Here is an 18100-nt window from a genome sequence, read left to right as displayed (position 1 = left end):
AATGGCAAACCCAATAATAGAAGCTTATAAAATACTTCAGGAAAAAATAAGGCAGGATAATATGAGGTTATATCTTGAACTTCTGGACTCCAGAGTGTCGACTGTAAAAGCAAAATCTATTCAGGAATTATTAAAACAAAAAGTTGAAGTTACACATATTCACGAAATGCTTGAAGACAATAGTCCTGATGTAAGAATTTCTGCACTGAAATATCTTGAAAAAATGGGAAGATTGGATTGCGAAATATTAAAAGAATTATTCAAGGATGTTTCATCAACAATCAGAAAAGAAGCCGTTAAATTATATCTTTCTCTTGGTTGTGAGAATTTTGAATATATATATCCACTTGCAAAAGATCCGGATTTTAAAGTGCGTTTTCAATTAATAAGCTCTTTTATAGAATTTTATCCCGAAGATTTGGATAAAATGAAGGAAAAATTTATAGGTGAAACAAATCCTCAGATAAAAATATTATTGAATATAACAGAAAATATTAGCGAAGTTGTTTTGTCAAATGATGTACCTTTAAACTTAAAAAAATTAATATTAAAGCGTTATTTTGAATCAAATGATTCGGTAACTGTATATAATACATTTAGCAATATTTATAAAGAGGCAGATAAAACAATAAAAATAATTTTAATAAAATATATATCTGGCTTACCCTGTGAAATATCGAAGACGTTTTTTACTAAAAATATTGAAGACGAAACAAATATAGAATTGTTATTTGAATTGGTGAACAGAGGTAAAAAAATCTGTGGAAATGATATAATTCCCGATTTTGCTATAGAGAAATTTATCGACAGTGAAATAACAAAAATTAAAAATTTTGGATTTAAATTAGCTGCAGAAAAAGATGATATGGGATATGTTGATTATGCGAGAGAATTGTTAGAGGTAGTCGAAGATGAGTTGTTAAATGGTCCGGTGAATTATCTTTTGCATTTTTTGGATTATACATTACTTGAAAAAGTTCCAGAATTTTTAGAATCAGTATCAGTAAAAAGAAAGAATTATGCATTACAGATAATAAAGAAATTAAAGGCTGAACAATTTTTAATGGAAGTATCTAAAATTGCTGAAAATAAAAAATTTCCAGTAAATTTAAGAAAGAATGCCTTAAGTATATTAAAAGTTTTAAAAGCTAATAATTTTTGGGAAACGCCTTTTAATATTTTAAAAGATGAAGCTGAAAATGGAACATTGAAATTAACAGCTCTTACAACTTTGCTGAAATTAAACCCAGAGGTAATGCCAAATGTTCTTGAATGAAATTTTTGGAAATAAATGTAAAATTTGCAAAAAAGATATTTTACCAAATAAAATAATATGCGAGTCTTGTGAAGACTCGCTTTTTCACCCTTCTTTTATAGAAAATGATAATATTATTTATTTTGCAGGCGTTTATGAGAAACCGTTATCTTCTTTGATAAAAGAATTTAAATTTAAACAAAATATACATTTAGCGAAAATTTTCTCAAAATTATTATATAAAACATATAAATATTATAATATTGATTTTTATGAATTTCCTGAAATTGTCTATATACCTTCCATAAAAAAACATTTAAAAATAAGAGGATACAACCCTGTATATTTAATATCAAAAGAATTCTCTAAATTAACGGGATTTAAATTGAATCATAATTTAAAAATACAAAAAGGATATACAAAAACTCAAATAGAAGCATTAAATTATTATCAAAGAATAAAACAGGTAAAAAATAAATTCATATTTGAAAAAAAAGATGAAAAAAATTATCTATTAATAGATGATGTATATACCACAGGAGCTACTGTTAATGAGGCTATTAAAAATTTAGATGGCAATGTTATTACCATAGTTCTTTGCAGGAATGTAAAAAAGCAATAATCTTTAATAAATTTAGTATCTCGTTATTATTTATGAATAAAATGGGTTACATAGAGAATGCTTTATATTATTCCTGTTTGCTAAAAAAAAATATATGATACAATTTAAAGGGTTGGAAATTTAAATTATGTATAAAAATGGGGGTTAAATAATGATAATAGACAAAAAACTATCCAGATTATTGGAGAGTGAAGAACCAAGCATTCAAGAATTAAGAAATATAGCTAAAAATATGGGGATTAAATTAAAGAGATCAATGAGAAAAAAAGATATTATAAAAGTAATAAAAAATAAGTTGTTGCAGTTAAAGGAAGAGGGGTTGATAACAGATACTTCAAACCAATTATCGTATCAAATACCCCATATTAATGGTATTGATCTGATAAAAAACAATCAAGAAATGTTAAATGAAAACATTTTTATAATAAATAGTGTTAATGCAAATTGGATATATGCAGTTTGGAATTTTTCCAAGGAAATGATACAAAAAATAGATAAAATACCTGAAAGTTCAAAAATCGTAATGAGATTTTATGATGTAACAAATAAAGATTTCGCGATAGATGAAGCAAATAGAATTTATGAATCTTTAGATAATTTGAGAGAATATAAAAGTTATTACTTTTTTATTCCAGGATCAAATGCTGAATATATCGCGGAAATTGGATATTTAGATGAAATAAAAAATTTTAATGCTTTGATTAGAAGTAATAGGTTGATAATGCCATCAGAAAATATAAATATTGCGGAAAATGTGGTCATATATAATCCTAAAACGAACAAAAAAAGAAAATTGAAAAAAAAGATAAATATAAATATAGTTGAAAAAATCCCTGGATTGTCGAGTAATAATATGGTATTGCCTCAATTAGGAAATAGACCTCCTATATCCGGTGGCGGTTCATTTGTATGGAATCTTTATTCTTTAAATAGGGGGATAAAAAAATGAATAATGGGAATATAATATTTGTACTTCATTCGCATTTGCCATATGTTAGACATCCTGATTATGAAGAATTTATGGAAGAAAGATGGTTATTTGAAGCAATAACAGAAACGTATATTCCACTGATTAGAGTTTTTCAAAATCTTGAAAAAAAAGGTATAAAATTTAAATTAGTAATGAGTTTTTCTCCTACTTTAATTGAAATGTTAAATAGTATGGATTTGCAGGAAAAATATGTTAGATATCTAAAAAAAATTATAGAATTATCAGAAAAAGAATATGAAAGAACCAAAGATGAAGAATTAATAAAACACAAAATGGCAGATTATTATAAAAATAACTTTAAAGAAATATTAGAAATATTCGAAAAGATGTATAATAAAAATATATTAGATGCATTTAAAGAGTATTATGAAAAAGGTTATCTGGAATTAATAACAACATCTGCGACGCATGCGGTTTTACCGATATATTCTGAATATCCTGAAATAGTAAAGCTTCAAATAAAATATGGTTTAGAAACATTCAAAAAAGCTTTTGGTTTTTATCCAAAAGGTTTTTGGCTCCCGGAACTTGGATATTATGAAGGTTTAGATATATATTTAAATCAATACGAAATTGAATACACCTTTGTTGAAAAAAATGGGTTAATATATGGTAATCCATATCCAATATATAATGTATATAATCCAGTCATAACGAATTCAAGTATTTTTGTATTTTCAAGAGATAAAGACAATAATATAGAAATTTTTGACACAGAGTTTGGATATTTAAATGATCCCAGATACAGAGAATTTTATCGGGACATAGGTTTTGATAGAGAATATGAATATATAAAAGATTATATAGATAAAAGTGGTGTTAGATGTAATACAGGAATAAAATATCATAAAATAACAGGTAAGGACAAAGAACTATTTGATAAAATGTTATATGATATAGATGAAGCCTATACAGCAGTAAAAAGTAATGCAGAAGATTTTGTTCAAAAAAGATTAAAGCAATTAAAGGAGTTAAATGTGGAATATCCAGATTTAGAACCGACAATGGTATATGCTTTTGATACAGAATTTTTTGGTCATTGGTGGTATGAAGGAATTATGTTTTTAGAAAAAGTAATAGAAAAGGTATATAATACAGAAGAATTGAAACTGGAAAATCCAAAAAATATTTTAAAGAGGGTTGAAGAAGTACAGATTGTAAATCCTTCAAGATCAACGTGGGGAATAAATGGTTTTTTTGAAGAATGGATAAATGGAAATAACGATTGGATATATCCTGCAATTTATGAAATGATTGAAATATTAAAGGTGAAAATGAATAAAAAATATAGCGATGTAGAAAAAAATATAATATCTTTAATGATAAAAGAGCTAATGTTGGCACAATCAAGTGATTGGGTATTTATTATTAGTTCTGGTACAACCGTAGAGTATGCCGTTAACAGAATAAAAACACATGTGAAACGTTTTTTTGAACTTAATGCAATGCTTGAGAGTGGAAAAATTGAAAAAAATAAGTTAAAATATTATATGTGGGTGGATAAAATTTTTGAGAACATTGATTATAATGATGTTACTATGTAATCAATATCTGAAAGGAGGGCATAAGAGTGCCAGAAAAATATTTTGAAATCAGATGGCATGGAAGAGCTGGACAGGGTGCAAAAAGTGCTTCACAATTTTTGACTGAAGCAGCTGTTGAGGCAGGAAAATATTCAACAGCATTCCCCGAATACGGAGCAGAAAGGTCAGGAGCTCCAATGAAAGCTTTCAACAGAATAGCAGATGTTCCTATTAGAATAAGAAGTGGAATTGAAAATCCTGATGTTGTTGTTATTTTTGACGATACTATGTTGGGATTGCCAGAATTAACAGCTGGATTGTCAGAGGATAAAATAATGTTAGTAAACACAGTTTTATCACCTGAAGAAGTTAAAGAAAGAACAGGATTTAGTGGTAAAATATATACAATACCAGCAACAGATATAGCTTTAGAAGAGATAAAAAGAGGAATTCCTAACACAGTTATGATAGGTGCTTTAGTAAAATTAACAAATATAGTTCCTTTAGATGTAGTAAAAGCAAAGGTTAAGAAAACATTTGAGAAAAAATTTGCACCAGAAGTAGTTGAAGCAAACATCAGAGCAGTTGAAAGGGGTTATCAGGAGGTGAAAGGTAATGCCTAAATACGATAGCTGGAAAGAAATGCCAATTGCAGGAGTTATTGATAAACCAGCTACAGCAAGAGAATATAATACAGGTACATGGAGAATAATGAGACCAATTGTGAATAAAGATGCATGTATTAATTGTATGCAATGCTGGTTATATTGTCCAGATATGGCAATTGAAGGAAAAGTAAAAGAAGATGGAAAAACAGAAATGATAGGGTTTGATTATAATTATTGTAAAGGTTGTGGAACATGTGCAAAGGTATGTCCTGTAAATGCAATTGAAATGAAACCTGAAACGGAATTTTTAAAATAAGGAGGTTGAATATAAATGCCTACAAAGTTAGCAATAACTGGTGCAGCTGCAGTAGCTCATGCAATGAGACAGATAAATCCTGATGTTGTGGCTGCATATCCAATAACACCACAGACTCCAATAGTTGAATATTTCGCACAATTTGTAGCTGATGGTGCAGTAGATACCGTAATGGTACCTGTTGAATCAGAACACTCAGCAATGAGTGCGGTTGTTGGTTCAGCTGCTGCTGGAGCAAGAACAATGACAGCAACAGCTGCAAATGGATTAGCTTTAATGTTTGAAATAGTTTATATTGCAGCATCAATGAGATTGCCAATTGTAATGCCAATTGTAAATAGAGCATTATCAGGACCTATAAATATACATGGTGATCACTCAGATGCATATGCTGTAAGAGATGCAGGATGGATACAATTATTTGCAGAAAATTCTCAAGAAGCTTATGATATGACAATTATAGCAACTAAATTAGCTGAAAGAGAAGAAGTATTAACTCCGGCCATGGTAAATTTAGATGGATTTATTACATCACATGGTGTTGAAGGAGTAGAAATTTTAGATGATGAAGCTGTAAAGAATTTTGTTGGATTATGGGAACCTAAATATCCATTATTGGACATTGATAATCCGATTACACACGGTCCATTGGACTTGTTTGACTATTATTTTGAACATCATAGACAACAACAGGAAGGTTTGAAAAATGCTTATAAAGCATTACCAGAAGTATTTGCAGAATATGAAAAAATATCAGGAAGAAAATATGATTTCCTTGATTTATATAGAATGGACGATGCTGAATATGTAATGGTTGTATTAAATTCGGCAGCTTCAACAGCAAAATATGTAGTTGATGAATTAAGAGAAAAAGGCATAAAAGCAGGATTGGTAAAACCATGGGTATTTACACCATTCCCTAAAAAGGAAATTTTATCAGTTCTTGATGGAAGAAAAGCAGTAGTTGTTCTTGATAGAGCTATGTCATTTGGTAAAGAAGCTCCATTATATTCATTAATAAAATCAGCATTATATGAAGCAAAAGAAAAACCAATGATAGGTTCATACGTATATGGATTGGGTGGAAGAGATGTAACACCAGCGATGTTACATATTCCATTCGAAGAAGCAATTAAAGGTGAATTAGATCCAAATGATGAAAGATATCTTGGCTTAAAAGAATAATTGGAGGTGAACAATAGTGCCTGTAAATATGAAACAATTAATTAATTTGGTAGATAAAGAAGATTGGCCATTTACTCAAGGTCATAGATTATGTCCGGGATGTAATGCACCAATGGTAGCAAAATGGGCAACAATGACTGCAAAAGCTTTAGGATACGAACCTGTAGTTGGTGCCGCAACTGGATGTTTGGAAGTTTCAACAACAATATATCCATTTACAGCATGGAATATACCATATATACATAATGCATTTGAAAACGTAGCAGCAACAATTTCCGGTGCTGAAGCAGCATATAGATCATTAAAAAATAGAGGAAGACTAAAGACAGATAAACCTATTAAATTTATCGCATTTGGTGGAGACGGAGGAACATATGATATAGGTCTTCAATCATTATCAGGAGCAATTGAAAGAGGTCACGATTTCTTATACATTTTATATGATAATGAAGGATATATGAACACAGGAAACCAGAGATCAGGTTCAACACCTCCAGGTGCAGATGCAACAACAGAACCAATTGGAAAAGTAAAAACAGGAAAAGTAATGTTTAAAAAGAACATAGTAGAAATAATTGGAGCTCATGAAAATGTTTATGCTGCAACTGCATCCACATCAGATCCTTTTGATTTTATGGCAAAGGTTGAAAAAGGATTAAAACATGAAGGTCCAGCATTTATAGCAGTATTGGCTCCATGTGTAAGATTCTGGAGAATTCCTGAAAGTGATGGTCCAGCTATAACCAAATTAGCTGTTGAAACAAAGTACTGGCCATTATATGAAATTGACAGAGGAGTTTATAAAATAACAAGAAAACCGAGAAACTTTAAGCCAATCGAAGAATATATCAGGTCAATAGGAAGATTTAGAAAAGCTCTTCAACATCCAGAATATATGGAAATGATAGAAGAAATGCAAAAATATGTTGATACAAGATGGGAAAGATTGTTAAAATTTGAAGAAGCAACAAAAGATATGTACCTAAGATAATAAAAATAAAAACCGGGGCTAGCCCCCGGTTTTTAGGCTATTATAATAACATGCAGGAATAGAGGGGGTTTATAGATGAGAGATTGGTTTGTTAAATGGGAAAAGGCTATAGTTATAGTGATTGTAGTATTATTTACTGCAGGAATAGTCTGGTGGTCAATTGCAGCATATTTGGGAGCATCAAAAGCAAAAGCGAGTTCCAATACACCATCAAAAGACAATGCAACAGCAGTTTTAACAAAAGACGGTACAGAATTAGATTATCCATATTGGATAATGAGTTATGAAATTAATGATGAAGTAAATCAAATGAGACAACAGTATACAGCTTATGGACAAAAATTGGATCCGGTATTTGATGAATTAACCTTATCATATAGTGCGGTAAAAAAATTATTTGATATAAAAGTCATAGAATATTATGCAGATAAAAACAATTTAGCACCGACGGATAAAGAAGTTGAAACTGAATTTAATAAATTTATAGATGACCAGATAGCAAAGTTAAAAGAGAATCAGGATACATGGAAAAAATATTTAGATTATTATAAATCTGAAGATAATTTAAGAAATATAATAAAAGCAAATTATAAGAATGCTTACAGGATACAACTAATAATAGACAGAGTGAAAAATGAGGTTTCAAAAGTATCAAAAGAAGAAGGGTTAAAATATTTAAAAGATAATTTTGAGGATTTGAAAAAACAATATGAAGAAATAAAAGCACAACATATATTGGTTTCTGATGAAGCTACAGCCAATAAAATAAAACAAATGATAGAAAATAAAGAAATAACTTTTGAAGATGCAGCATCTAAATACTCGAAAGATACATCAAATGCAACAAGTGGAGGAGAATTAGGATGGTTTAAACATAATACAATGGTGAAAGAGTTTGAAGATGCTTCATTTAATGCAACAGTGGGTGAATTAGTTGGGCCTGTAAAAACCAACTATGGATATCATATAATAAGAGTGCAGGATAAAAAAGTATTTAATAATCCAGAAGATATAATGAATAAATTTCCGGAAATTTATAGTGAAATAGAAAAGAAATTAAAAGATGAAAAGTTTATTACATGGGTAAAAGAATATAAAGAAAATGAAAAATTGGGATTAGAATACTTAGATGAAGATTTAAAATTATATGATGAATACGTTGTTTTGAGTGAATCAAAAGATGAACAAAAAATTCGTGAATTTATAAAATCATTAGAGCAATATATATTTGAAAATGATGAACTTGCAGTGGATGCATCCACAAATGAAGAAGCTATATATATAAATGCAACAAATCTATTAAAAGATATATTAAATCAAAAGTTAGACAAATTCACAAAATACCTAACATTAAAAGATTCAGTTGATCCAGAGATTTTAAAATTAGGATTAGATGAAATAAATAAAAAATATAATGAATTAAGTGAAAAAATGAAAAATGTACAGGGTGAAGAATATACAAAATTATTAAAAGAAAGATTTAAATATGAAGATGCTAAAGATTTCTTAGAAATAAAAGAAGAGTTAAAAGATTATACAGATTCGGAAATAGCAGAAAACAAAGTAAAATTACAAAAAGAAATGGAAGTTTTAAAAGCTAAAAGAATAAAAGTATTAGACGAATTATTTGCAGAATATCCGAGTTCAAACAAAACAGTTGAGTTCTATTATCAAGAAGCACCAGAGAATTACGAAGTAGCATTAAAATATTCTGAAAACAAAATTGATACATATAAACAATATTTACGATATATAGATGCAAATGCGATGTTCCAATATTTTGGACAACAGCTAAAAGAGATTAATTTTAATTTAAATAGAATAGCATTTTCTAAAGCATCAACAGAAACAAGAATAGAGGCACTTGAAACATTAATAGATTTCAATGATACATTCAGTCAAAATACATTCTCAAAAATAGGATATTTAGAAGAGATTAAGAAATTAGATCCAAAATATCCAGGTATAGACAAAATGATAGAAGATGCAGAAAAAGAATACGAGTCTCAAAATGCGACAGAAACAAGTAAATAGTATATAATTTTAAATTTAACAGGAGAGCTAATGCTCTCCTGTTTTTGTTATTTATGTATGTAGAAAGATAAGTTGTAATTTTTAATAATTATTAACAAAATAAAAAAAACCACTTTAATAAAACATTAATAACTATAATCGCTTGTAGTTTCCTTTTATTAACTATAAATATATTTGTTATATTTTTAATAAAGTGGTAATATAAAAATAAGGGGGTGAATACAGTGGAAAAGTTTTATGAAAAAACATTATTAGAAGAACTCCACGATATTCAAGATACTTATGGATATATTCCAGAAGAACAGATTATTAGAATTGCTAAAGCAAAAAAAATACCAAAGTCGCAATTGTATGGTGTAATTTCTTTTTATTCAATGTTTCATGTTGAACCAAGAGGAAGATATATCATACGTGTTTGTAATAGTCTTTCATGTCATCTCAATAGTGCCGAGGATGTTGTTGAAACTATAAAAGAATTTTTAGGAATAGACTCGGGAGAAACTACTTCGGATAAAAAATTTACTCTTGAAGTTGTGGAATGTTTGGGGCATTGTGGTGAAGGGCCTGTAATGTTAGTAAATAATAAAATCTATACTAAACTTACACCTCAACAGGCCATTTCAATTTTAAAAGAATGTATATAAGGTGGTGAAGTTATGATAAAAGAAAAAATATTTTTAAAATCGGATCTTGATAAAACAATGGAAAATTATGAATTTATTGGGTTGAAAAATTCATTAAAATTAGATTCAGAAAATATTGTGAAAAAAATAACCGAATCAGGATTAAGAGGAAGAGGTGGGGCTGGTTTTCCAACTGGGAAAAAATGGCAATTTGCACTTTCTCAAAAAAGTGATGTGAAATTTTTAATATGTAATGCAGATGAAGGAGAACCAGGAACGTTTAAGGATAGGTTTCTTCTTGAAAATATGCCATTTAAAGTTTTGGAGGGCATAATAATAGCAGCATATACAGTTAAGGCAAATTATGGCTACATTTATATTAGGGGTGAATATTCAAATGCTATAGAAATTTTTGAAAAAACAATAAAAGATGCCTATCATAGAGGGTTGTTAGGTAAAGATATATTGGGTAGTGGTTTTGATTTTGAATTAAAATTGATAAAAGGTGCTGGGGCATATGTATGTGGAGATGAAACATCATTAATAAATTCTATAGAAGGGAAAAGAGGATTTTCAAGGATAAAACCGCCATATCCTGTTCAAAAAGGTTTATTTGATAAACCAACTGTAGTAAATAATGTAGAGACATTGACTGCTGTGGCTGAAATTATGAAATATGAAGATAATATATATTCAAAACTTGGAACAGAAAAAAGTCGCGGAACAAAATTAGTTTCTATAAATGGTGATGTTAAATTACCAGATGTATATGAAATCGAATTTGGTAGTATGACCGTAAAAGATATTATTGAATTAGCGGGTGGTTCAAAAGATGAAATTAATTTTGTAGTTCCTGGTGGAATAGCAACATCTATTTTAAAGGACGAAGAATTAGATGTATTATATACTTATGAAGACTTGGAAAAATCCGGTTCATCTATAGGTTCTGGTGGGATGATAGTAGTTTCAAAAAAACATGATTTACTGGATATATTATTAAATGTTTCTGAATTCTTTGTAAAAGAAACATGTGGAACTTGTTTTCCGTGTAGAGAGGGAAATAGAAATATAAGAGAAATATTATTAAAAATGAAAAGAAAGGGATATAAAGAAGAATACAAAAAGATAATAGGTGATTTAAAAGAATCGATAATGCTTGCAGCAAGGTGCGGTTTTGGACAATCATCAGTTAATTTTATTTATTCAGTTTTGGAGAAATATTTTTATGAAGAAGTAAAATGATTTTTAATAAAAAATAAAAAAAGTTAATCACACCGGAGGTGTTATTATGAAAATCACTATTAATAATAGAGAATATGATATGCCTGAAAATATTACTATACTTGAAGCGGTTAAAAAAGCTAATATAAAAATTCCAACATTATGTTATATAGAAAATATGGAACCATATGGTGGATGTAGATTGTGTGTAGTTGAAGTTGAAGGGTCAAAGACACTTGTTCCATCGTGTGCTGTTAATATAAGTGATGGTATGAAAATAAAAACACATTCTGAAAAAGTAAGAAAAGTTAGAAAAACAATAATGCAATTAATAGTTGCTTCACATGGGATAAGCTGTGAATTAAACTGTTTAACCTGTCCTCGTTCAACAACATGTGAGTTAAAAATTATAGCGGAAGAAATTGGAGTTACAAAAATAGATATTCCACCTGTGGAAAAAAATTTGCCATCTGATTTTTCAAGTTTTTCAATAGTTAGAGAACCTACAAAATGTATAGTTTGTGGAAGATGTATAAGAGCTTGTTCTAATATACAAGGAGTTAATATTTTCACATTTGCAAATAGAGGACCTAATACAATAGTAACCACTTTCTTAGACGAGGGTATGGGGAATGTTGATTGTACAAATTGTGGTCAATGTGTTATGAATTGTCCTACAGGAGCTTTACATGAAGTATACCATATTGATGGTGTGTGGAAGGCTTTAAATGATCCTGATAAAATTACAGTAGTACAAACAGCACCTGCTGTAAGAGTAGCCCTTGGAGAACCTTTTGGTATGGAACCTGGAACAATTTCTACAGGTAAAATGGTATCGGCATTAAGACTTCTTGGATTTGACAGGGTATTTGATACTAATTTTACAGCAGATTTAACTATAGTAGAAGAAGGAACGGAATTTATCCATAGGTTTAAAGAAGGTGGGAAATTGCCGTTATTTACATCATGTAGTCCCGGATGGATCAAATTTATTGAACATAATTATCCTGAATATCTTCCTAACCTTTCAACTGCCAAATCACCACAACAAATGTTTGGTGCAGTTGCAAAACATTATTATGCAAAAAAATTAGGAGTACCAAAAGAGAAATTAGTAGTTGTTTCAATAATGCCATGTACAGCCAAAAAATATGAAATGAATAGGCCAGAGCTTGCAGGAGATGTTGATTTTGTGCTGACAACAAGAGAATTAGCAAAAATGATAAAAGAATCTGGAATTGATTTTAGAAATTTACCTGAGGAAGAGTATGATAATCCATTTGGAATATCAACTGGAGCAGGTGTTATTTTTGGCGCATCAGGTGGAGTTATGGAAGCAGCTTTAAGAACAGCATATGAGATATTGACAGGAAAAGAATTGGAAAAATTAGATTTTGTTAGCGTGAGAGGTTTAACAAAGGTAAAAGAAGCTGAAGTTGAAATTAATGGGAAAACAATTAAAGTTGCGGTTGTAAATACCCTTGGAGCGGCAAGAAAATTACTTGAAAAAATTAAAAATGGTGAAGTTGAATATCATTTTGTTGAATTTATGGCTTGTCCTGGAGGTTGTATTGGTGGAGGAGGACAACCAATACCAACAAACGAAGAGGTTTTATTAAAGAGAATGGAATCAATTTATGAAATTGACTATGATTCGAAATTGAGAAAATCGCATGAAAATCCTGCAGTAAAAGAGCTATATAAAGAATTTCTCAAAGAACCAAATAGTGAAATTGCACATCATTATTTACATACACATTATATAGCACGAAATTAATACTATTTAATTCAAAAAACTCCGGAATTCTCCGGAGTTTTTTTGTTTTTTTCAAAAATATTTGAAAATCTTATTAAATCATATTTTAATACTATATTCACGTGAAAAATATGGACTTTTCATAAAGTGACTTTAAAAAGAATCTTTTTTAGTTTAGATCAATTATATCAAAAGAATTAAAAGTCAAATCCATTATAAGCATTTTGTTAATAAGAGCATTTTTATAATCACCAAGTAATATTTTTATTGCTTCATTGACCTGTAAAGATGCGATTATTGATACTGAATATGGAACTACTAATTTTATTTCTTTTGAATCTTCAATATTTCCCAGTATTTCTCTTAACGATTTTGTTTTTCCTGGTATAATATCCGTTACCTGGCCAAAAAATCTTTCTACGCCTCCATGAATAAGAGGAATATTAATTTCATGTATTTTTTTATCTAAAATTTTTCGGCTTTCAAAATTATCAAAACAATCTATTGCAATATCTACAGAAGGCAATATAGTATTTTCTTCTATTTTTTCATCATGAATATGTATTTCAATATCAGGATTAATTTTTGTTAATTTTTCTTTTGCCACAAAAACTTTTTTCTTTCCCAGATCTTCAATATCGTATAATATTTGTCTATTAAGATCTGGCATATCTAAAATACCAGAATCGAAAATATGTATTTCTCCAATACCCAATCTTGAAAGATTCATTAAAACATTGCTACCCAATCCACCAGCACCTGCTACCAAAACCTTTGAATTTCTAATTTTTTCAAAATTATTATATAAGTTTTTATGTCTTGAATATCTTTCCATATTAACCACCACCTGTTATAGGAAAAGAGTTTCAAAATTGCCTTTGCTTTAATTTTACCACATTTTCATAAATCTTTCAACCAAAAATGATAAAGTAATAATTTTTTTGATTAAAAAAGCTTTTTAAAAGAATTCTTTATTTATATTTTTAAAGTATATATGAATTTTTCTCCATTCCCATCATATATTTCAAATCTAATTTTTTCAATTGTTAAATTGTAATTTTCATTTTCATCTTTTTCAACTTCAAAATCAAAATCTTCTTCATTTTTTATAACTAATAGTTTAATTTTAGCATACTTCCCATTTTTAAAATCATATGTTTCTCCATCATCTTCAAAATATGTAAATTCAGCTTTATCGGTGACTAATCCTATTACAGTTAACTCCTTTATAGCTTTTTCATTCACATAATTAACACTGTCTTCATTCAATATGATTAATGAATTTTCTTTTATAAATATAGGAATTTCATTTAATTTTGCTTCTACATAATGTGTTCCAGGTTTAAAAATTTTTATTTTTCGTTCATTTAATTTAGATGCTTTCCAATATAACCATTTCTTTTCTGGCAAATAAACAAATCTACCTTTTGCATTTGGCTGTATTACAGGGGCTGCCATTAATGAATTTCCAACCATAAATTGATCCTCAATATCTTTTGACAATTCATCATTAAAATATAAGAATAAAGGAGAGATAAAGGGCTTTAAATTTTCAATTGAATTAAAAAATTCAGAATATAAATAAGGAATTAAACCGTATCTTAATCTTATAATATTTTTTAATATTTCTTCGATTTTTCCATCAAATGCCCAGGGTTCTTGGTTTCTTGTTCCTAATGCAGAATGATTTCTGTATAATGGGGAAAATATTCCCAATTGCATCCATCTTATAACAAGTTCTGGTGATGAATTGCTTCCAAATCCACCAATATCAGCACCAGTATAGAAAAATCCTGCCATATTAAGTGAAATGAGCATTCTTATGTTCACAAGCATGTGTTCCCACCAGGACATATTATCTCCCATCCATATTGTTGCGATTCTATGATGTCCTGCATAACTACTTCTTGACAATAACAAATAGCGTTTATTTGGTATGAGTTTTTCAAATCCTTCAACTGTAGCCTTTGTCATATAATAACCATATAAATTATGCAATTTTTCATTTGAGTAGTTTCCCTGCGGTGTTTCGTGATAAAAGCTTTTATAATATTCTCTATTATTTGATAATTTATTTACTTCATCTTTTATTATAAAAAATTCTAATCCTATTTCTTTGTTTAGCATTTTATTGATCTTTTTAAGATAATTTTTCAATGATTTCGGAACGAAAAAGATTGAAGGTTCATTCATGTCATTCCAAAAACCAGTAATTCCAAGATCTGTAAATATTTTATATTTTTCTCCCCACCATTTTCTAACATCTGGATTTAAAAAATCCGGAAAATGTGTGTGTCCTGGCCAAACCGTTGCAACAAAATAATTTCCGTTGATATCTTTACAAAAATATTCATTTTTAATCCCTTCTTCATAGATATTATAATCTTCTTCAATTTTTACACCAGGGTCTATTATTGGTATAAGCTTGAAACCGTTTGCATTCATTTCTTTAACAAAATTTGGGAAATTTGGGAATTTTTCCTCATCTATAGTGAATACTTTGTAATTTTTCATATAGTCTATATCCATATATATTGCATCGCAAGGTATTTCTTTTTTTCTAAAGTTTTCTGCGACTTCCTTGATAGTTTCTGCATTTGGATAACTCCATCTACATTGTTGATAACCAAAGGCCCATTTTGGTGGAATATATGGTTCCCCTGTTAATCTTAAATATTCCTGTATTACTTCTAAATTATTATTTGAGTTAAATATGTATAAATCAAAATCTTTTGAATTTATTGTTATTTCCATTAAATCAAATTTATTATAACCAATATCAAAAATTATTTCTGATGGATAGTCAATAAAAAAACCGAATTTTTCATCTATAATAACAAATGGATGTGAGCCATATAATGATTCTTTTTCAGGGGTGTGTATAGGGTCATCAGTGGCGTATAATCTGTATAACTTTCCTCTTTTATTTAATCCACCTAATGTTTGCCCTAAACCATAAATTCTGTCAGAATCTTCTAAATTAAGTTTTAAAATTGTTTGATTTTCATTTTCTTCTAATTCAAAAAAATCTAAGTTTTTTGATTCTTCAAAATTCAAATTATTTTTTTCTACAATAGCAGCTTCTGTTTCAAAAGGATTTCCAAATCTGTATAATGTTGTGAAATTTAAAAGTTTTGCCTTTTTCATTTTATCCTCTCCTTTTGTTAGAAAAATACTTTTTCATTAAGATTTGCAAATAAAAAAAGGAACACCCTGATTCAATGCAAAAACATTGACTTGAACCAAAAAACAAGAGAAAGGGTGCCCAATTCAATCTTATCACAAAAATGAATAGAAATCAATAATTTTATCCTGATAATTTTAATTATAAAAATGAATCAAATATATTTTTATATTAAAAGACTATCCAAAAAGTCAAATTCACTCAAACAGCTCGATTAATAATCCTTAAAATTATTCATTCTCAGCCGTCGCATCGATTTTTCATCCATGAAAAAGTTTCACTCAAAAAAACATCCTGTTTTTTTGACGGCTTTCATTCACGCTTAGATTTTTTATAAAAAATCTAAGATAAATAGTTTTTTTAATATTTTATAGAAAACAAAAATTTAAACAAATAGCCCACCGCAGGAGAGCGGTAGCTCAGAAATTTTTTATAAAATCAAAATTATTTAAACCAATACCAGCGGTAGCGTGTACGGACAATCTGCGAGTTTTCGCTTGCTTTACTAATTGGACATTGTAATATTATTACAAAGATGGGGATAGAATAATTATGATATAATAGATATAGACATCAAATTACCCGCGGTAGCGTGAATATTTGCAAAGCAAATATAGATCTGTTTTTTATTAATATCTATTTTAAACCTATAACCCGCCGTAGGCGTGAATATTTTCTTTGAAAATATTGAAATGTTTTTATTTTAAAATATTAAATTTTAATCCTAATCCCTACCGGAGGTATGTCATGTGGAGGTGAGCCATGAGAAAAAAAATACCATATGGAGAACAAAATTTTGAAAGAGTAATAATGCAGAATTATTATTACATAGATAGAACACAATATATAGAAAAATTAGAATCATTAAATGAAAAAAATATAGTGTTTTTAAGACCAAGAAAATTTGGAAAAACATTGTTCTTAGATACACTTGCAAAGTATTATGATATCAATTATGCAGAGAAATTTGAAGAATTATTTAAAAACTTATACATAGGAAAAAATCCAACATCGTTAAAAAACAATTATTATATTTTAAAAATGAATTTTTCTGGAATACAAACAGAAAATAAAGAAAAATTAATAAATAGTTTTAAAAATAACATTATAGTTTCGCTTGAAAATTTCAACAATAGATATAAAGTAAAATTAAAAATAGAAAAGGAATATATAGAACCAGCAGATATACTTAGAGCTTTTTTGAATAATGCAATTGATATATTAGATAAACCAATATATTTATTAATAGATGAATATGATCACTTTGCAAATGAACTATTGAGTTTTAACCTTGATTTATTCAAAGACAGCGTAACAAAACATGGATTTGTAAGGAAATTCTATGAAGAAATAAAAAAAGGAACGGAAACAATAATAGAAAGACTATTCATGACAGGTGTAAGTCCAATAATGCTGGACTCATTAACCAGTGGTTTTAATATAACAATGAATATAACATTAGCACCAGAATTCAATGAAATGCTTGGATTCAAAGAAGAAGAAGTAAAAGAATTATTGGAATATTATGACATATATTCAGAAAAATTATTAAAAGAAATGCAGGAAAATTATAATGGATATAGATTCAATAAAGAAGTAAAAGCAAAAGTATATAATCCAGATATGGTATTTTATTTCATAATACAATATGGAAGAACAAAAAAACCACCAGAAAAAATAATAGATGACAACATAATGAGTGATTACAAAAAAGTACAGAATCTATTTAGCTTAGGAGAATTACTTGGAGTAAAAATAGACAAAGACAACAAAAAGGAACTAACAGAAATG

Annotated in this window: 15 protein-coding genes; 13 read left to right on the top strand and 2 right to left on the bottom strand. The window is 28.5% G+C overall.

Annotation, left to right across the window (positions count from 1 at the left end; translation table 11 throughout):
* Position 1 precedes the first annotated feature (1 nt).
* From XO12_RS08665 to XO12_RS08610, 12 genes are all read left to right on the top strand, one after another.
* Positions 2-1276, top strand: coding sequence for a HEAT repeat domain-containing protein (locus XO12_RS08665; RefSeq protein WP_047265845.1), 1275 nt, complete (start codon positions 2-4; stop codon positions 1274-1276).
* Entirely contained in the window at positions 1263-1877 is a 615-nt protein-coding gene (locus XO12_RS08660; RefSeq protein WP_047265846.1) for a ComF family protein, read from the top strand. The genes XO12_RS08665 and XO12_RS08660 overlap by 14 nt, the downstream gene beginning before the upstream one ends.
* A 151-nt stretch (positions 1878-2028) precedes the next feature.
* Complete coding sequence (locus tag XO12_RS08655) at positions 2029-2826, top strand: DUF4912 domain-containing protein (protein WP_047265847.1); 798 nt, start codon at positions 2029-2031, stop codon at positions 2824-2826.
* Complete coding sequence (locus XO12_RS08650; RefSeq protein ID WP_047265848.1) at positions 2823-4412, top strand: glycoside hydrolase family 57 protein; 1590 nt, start codon at positions 2823-2825, stop codon at positions 4410-4412. Before XO12_RS08655 ends, XO12_RS08650 begins: the two co-directional genes overlap by 4 nt.
* A 26-nt stretch (positions 4413-4438) precedes the next feature.
* Positions 4439-5014: a 2-oxoacid:acceptor oxidoreductase family protein gene (locus XO12_RS08645; RefSeq protein WP_047265849.1), complete on the top strand. Its 576-nt coding sequence runs from the start codon at positions 4439-4441 to the stop codon at positions 5012-5014.
* Positions 5007-5315, top strand: coding sequence for a 4Fe-4S binding protein (locus XO12_RS08640; protein WP_047265850.1), 309 nt, complete (start codon positions 5007-5009; stop codon positions 5313-5315). The genes XO12_RS08645 and XO12_RS08640 overlap by 8 nt, the downstream gene beginning before the upstream one ends.
* Before the next feature lie 15 nt (positions 5316-5330).
* Positions 5331-6500, top strand: coding sequence for a pyruvate ferredoxin oxidoreductase (porA, locus tag XO12_RS08635; protein ID WP_047265851.1), 1170 nt, complete (start codon positions 5331-5333; stop codon positions 6498-6500).
* 16 nt (positions 6501-6516) lie between these two features.
* Positions 6517-7491 (top strand): thiamine pyrophosphate-dependent enzyme, encoded by a 975-nt coding sequence (locus tag XO12_RS08630; protein WP_047265852.1) that lies wholly within the window; start codon positions 6517-6519, stop codon positions 7489-7491.
* 75 nt (positions 7492-7566) lie between these two features.
* A complete protein-coding gene (locus tag XO12_RS08625; RefSeq protein ID WP_047265853.1) occupies positions 7567-9525 on the top strand; it encodes a peptidylprolyl isomerase in 1959 nt (652 codons plus the stop codon).
* Positions 9526-9749: 224 nt separating this feature from the next.
* Positions 9750-10169, top strand: a complete 420-nt coding sequence (nuoE, locus tag XO12_RS08620) for an NADH-quinone oxidoreductase subunit NuoE (RefSeq protein WP_052913193.1) — start codon at positions 9750-9752, stop codon at positions 10167-10169.
* Between the two features lie 12 nt (positions 10170-10181).
* Complete coding sequence (locus XO12_RS08615; RefSeq protein WP_047265855.1) at positions 10182-11390, top strand: NADH-quinone oxidoreductase subunit F; 1209 nt, start codon at positions 10182-10184, stop codon at positions 11388-11390.
* Positions 11391-11436: 46 nt separating this feature from the next.
* Positions 11437-13146 (top strand): NADH-dependent [FeFe] hydrogenase, group A6, encoded by a 1710-nt coding sequence (locus XO12_RS08610; RefSeq protein ID WP_047265856.1) that lies wholly within the window; start codon positions 11437-11439, stop codon positions 13144-13146.
* 148 nt (positions 13147-13294) lie between these two features.
* Here the strand turns inward: XO12_RS08610 and XO12_RS08605 are convergent, their stop codons facing one another.
* Together XO12_RS08605 and XO12_RS08600 are read right to left on the bottom strand one after the other, a co-directional pair.
* A complete protein-coding gene (locus tag XO12_RS08605; protein WP_052913194.1) occupies positions 13295-13960 on the bottom strand; it encodes a HesA/MoeB/ThiF family protein in 666 nt (221 codons plus the stop codon).
* 140 nt (positions 13961-14100) lie between these two features.
* Positions 14101-16272 carry a TIM-barrel domain-containing protein gene (locus XO12_RS08600; RefSeq protein ID WP_047265858.1) on the bottom strand — a complete coding sequence of 724 codons (2172 nt, stop codon included), beginning with the start codon at positions 16270-16272 and terminating at the stop codon, positions 14101-14103.
* Positions 16273-17071: 799 nt separating this feature from the next.
* Between XO12_RS08600 and XO12_RS08595 the strand changes: the two genes are divergently transcribed.
* The coding region (locus tag XO12_RS08595; RefSeq protein ID WP_175420129.1) for an AAA family ATPase at positions 17072-18100 on the top strand (1029 nt) is incomplete at its 3' end.

The sequence above is a fragment of the Marinitoga sp. 1154 genome (assembly GCF_013363285.1).
In the GTDB taxonomy this organism is placed as follows: Bacteria; Thermotogota; Thermotogae; order Petrotogales; family Petrotogaceae; genus Marinitoga.
This window is presented reverse-complemented; position numbering and strand designations above follow the sequence as displayed.

Excerpts from the sequence above, each read along its gene's own strand:
- XO12_RS08610 (WP_047265856.1), top strand. The coding sequence starts at position 11,437 with ATGAAAATCACTATTAATAATAGAGAATATGATATGCCTGAAAATATT.
- XO12_RS08600 (WP_047265858.1), bottom strand. The coding sequence starts at position 16,272 with ATGAAAAAGGCAAAACTTTTAAATTTCACAACATTATACAGATTTGGA.
- XO12_RS08625 (WP_047265853.1), top strand. The coding sequence starts at position 7,567 with ATGAGAGATTGGTTTGTTAAATGGGAAAAGGCTATAGTTATAGTGATT.
- XO12_RS08615 (WP_047265855.1), top strand. The coding sequence starts at position 10,182 with ATGATAAAAGAAAAAATATTTTTAAAATCGGATCTTGATAAAACAATG.
- XO12_RS08660 (WP_047265846.1), top strand. The coding sequence starts at position 1,263 with ATGTTCTTGAATGAAATTTTTGGAAATAAATGTAAAATTTGCAAAAAA.
- XO12_RS08650 (WP_047265848.1), top strand. The coding sequence starts at position 2,823 with ATGAATAATGGGAATATAATATTTGTACTTCATTCGCATTTGCCATAT.
- XO12_RS08605 (WP_052913194.1), bottom strand. The coding sequence starts at position 13,960 with ATGGAAAGATATTCAAGACATAAAAACTTATATAATAATTTTGAAAAA.
- porA (WP_047265851.1), top strand. The coding sequence starts at position 5,331 with ATGCCTACAAAGTTAGCAATAACTGGTGCAGCTGCAGTAGCTCATGCA.
- XO12_RS08640 (WP_047265850.1), top strand. The coding sequence starts at position 5,007 with ATGCCTAAATACGATAGCTGGAAAGAAATGCCAATTGCAGGAGTTATT.
- XO12_RS08665 (WP_047265845.1), top strand. The coding sequence starts at position 2 with ATGGCAAACCCAATAATAGAAGCTTATAAAATACTTCAGGAAAAAATA.
- XO12_RS08655 (WP_047265847.1), top strand. The coding sequence starts at position 2,029 with ATGATAATAGACAAAAAACTATCCAGATTATTGGAGAGTGAAGAACCA.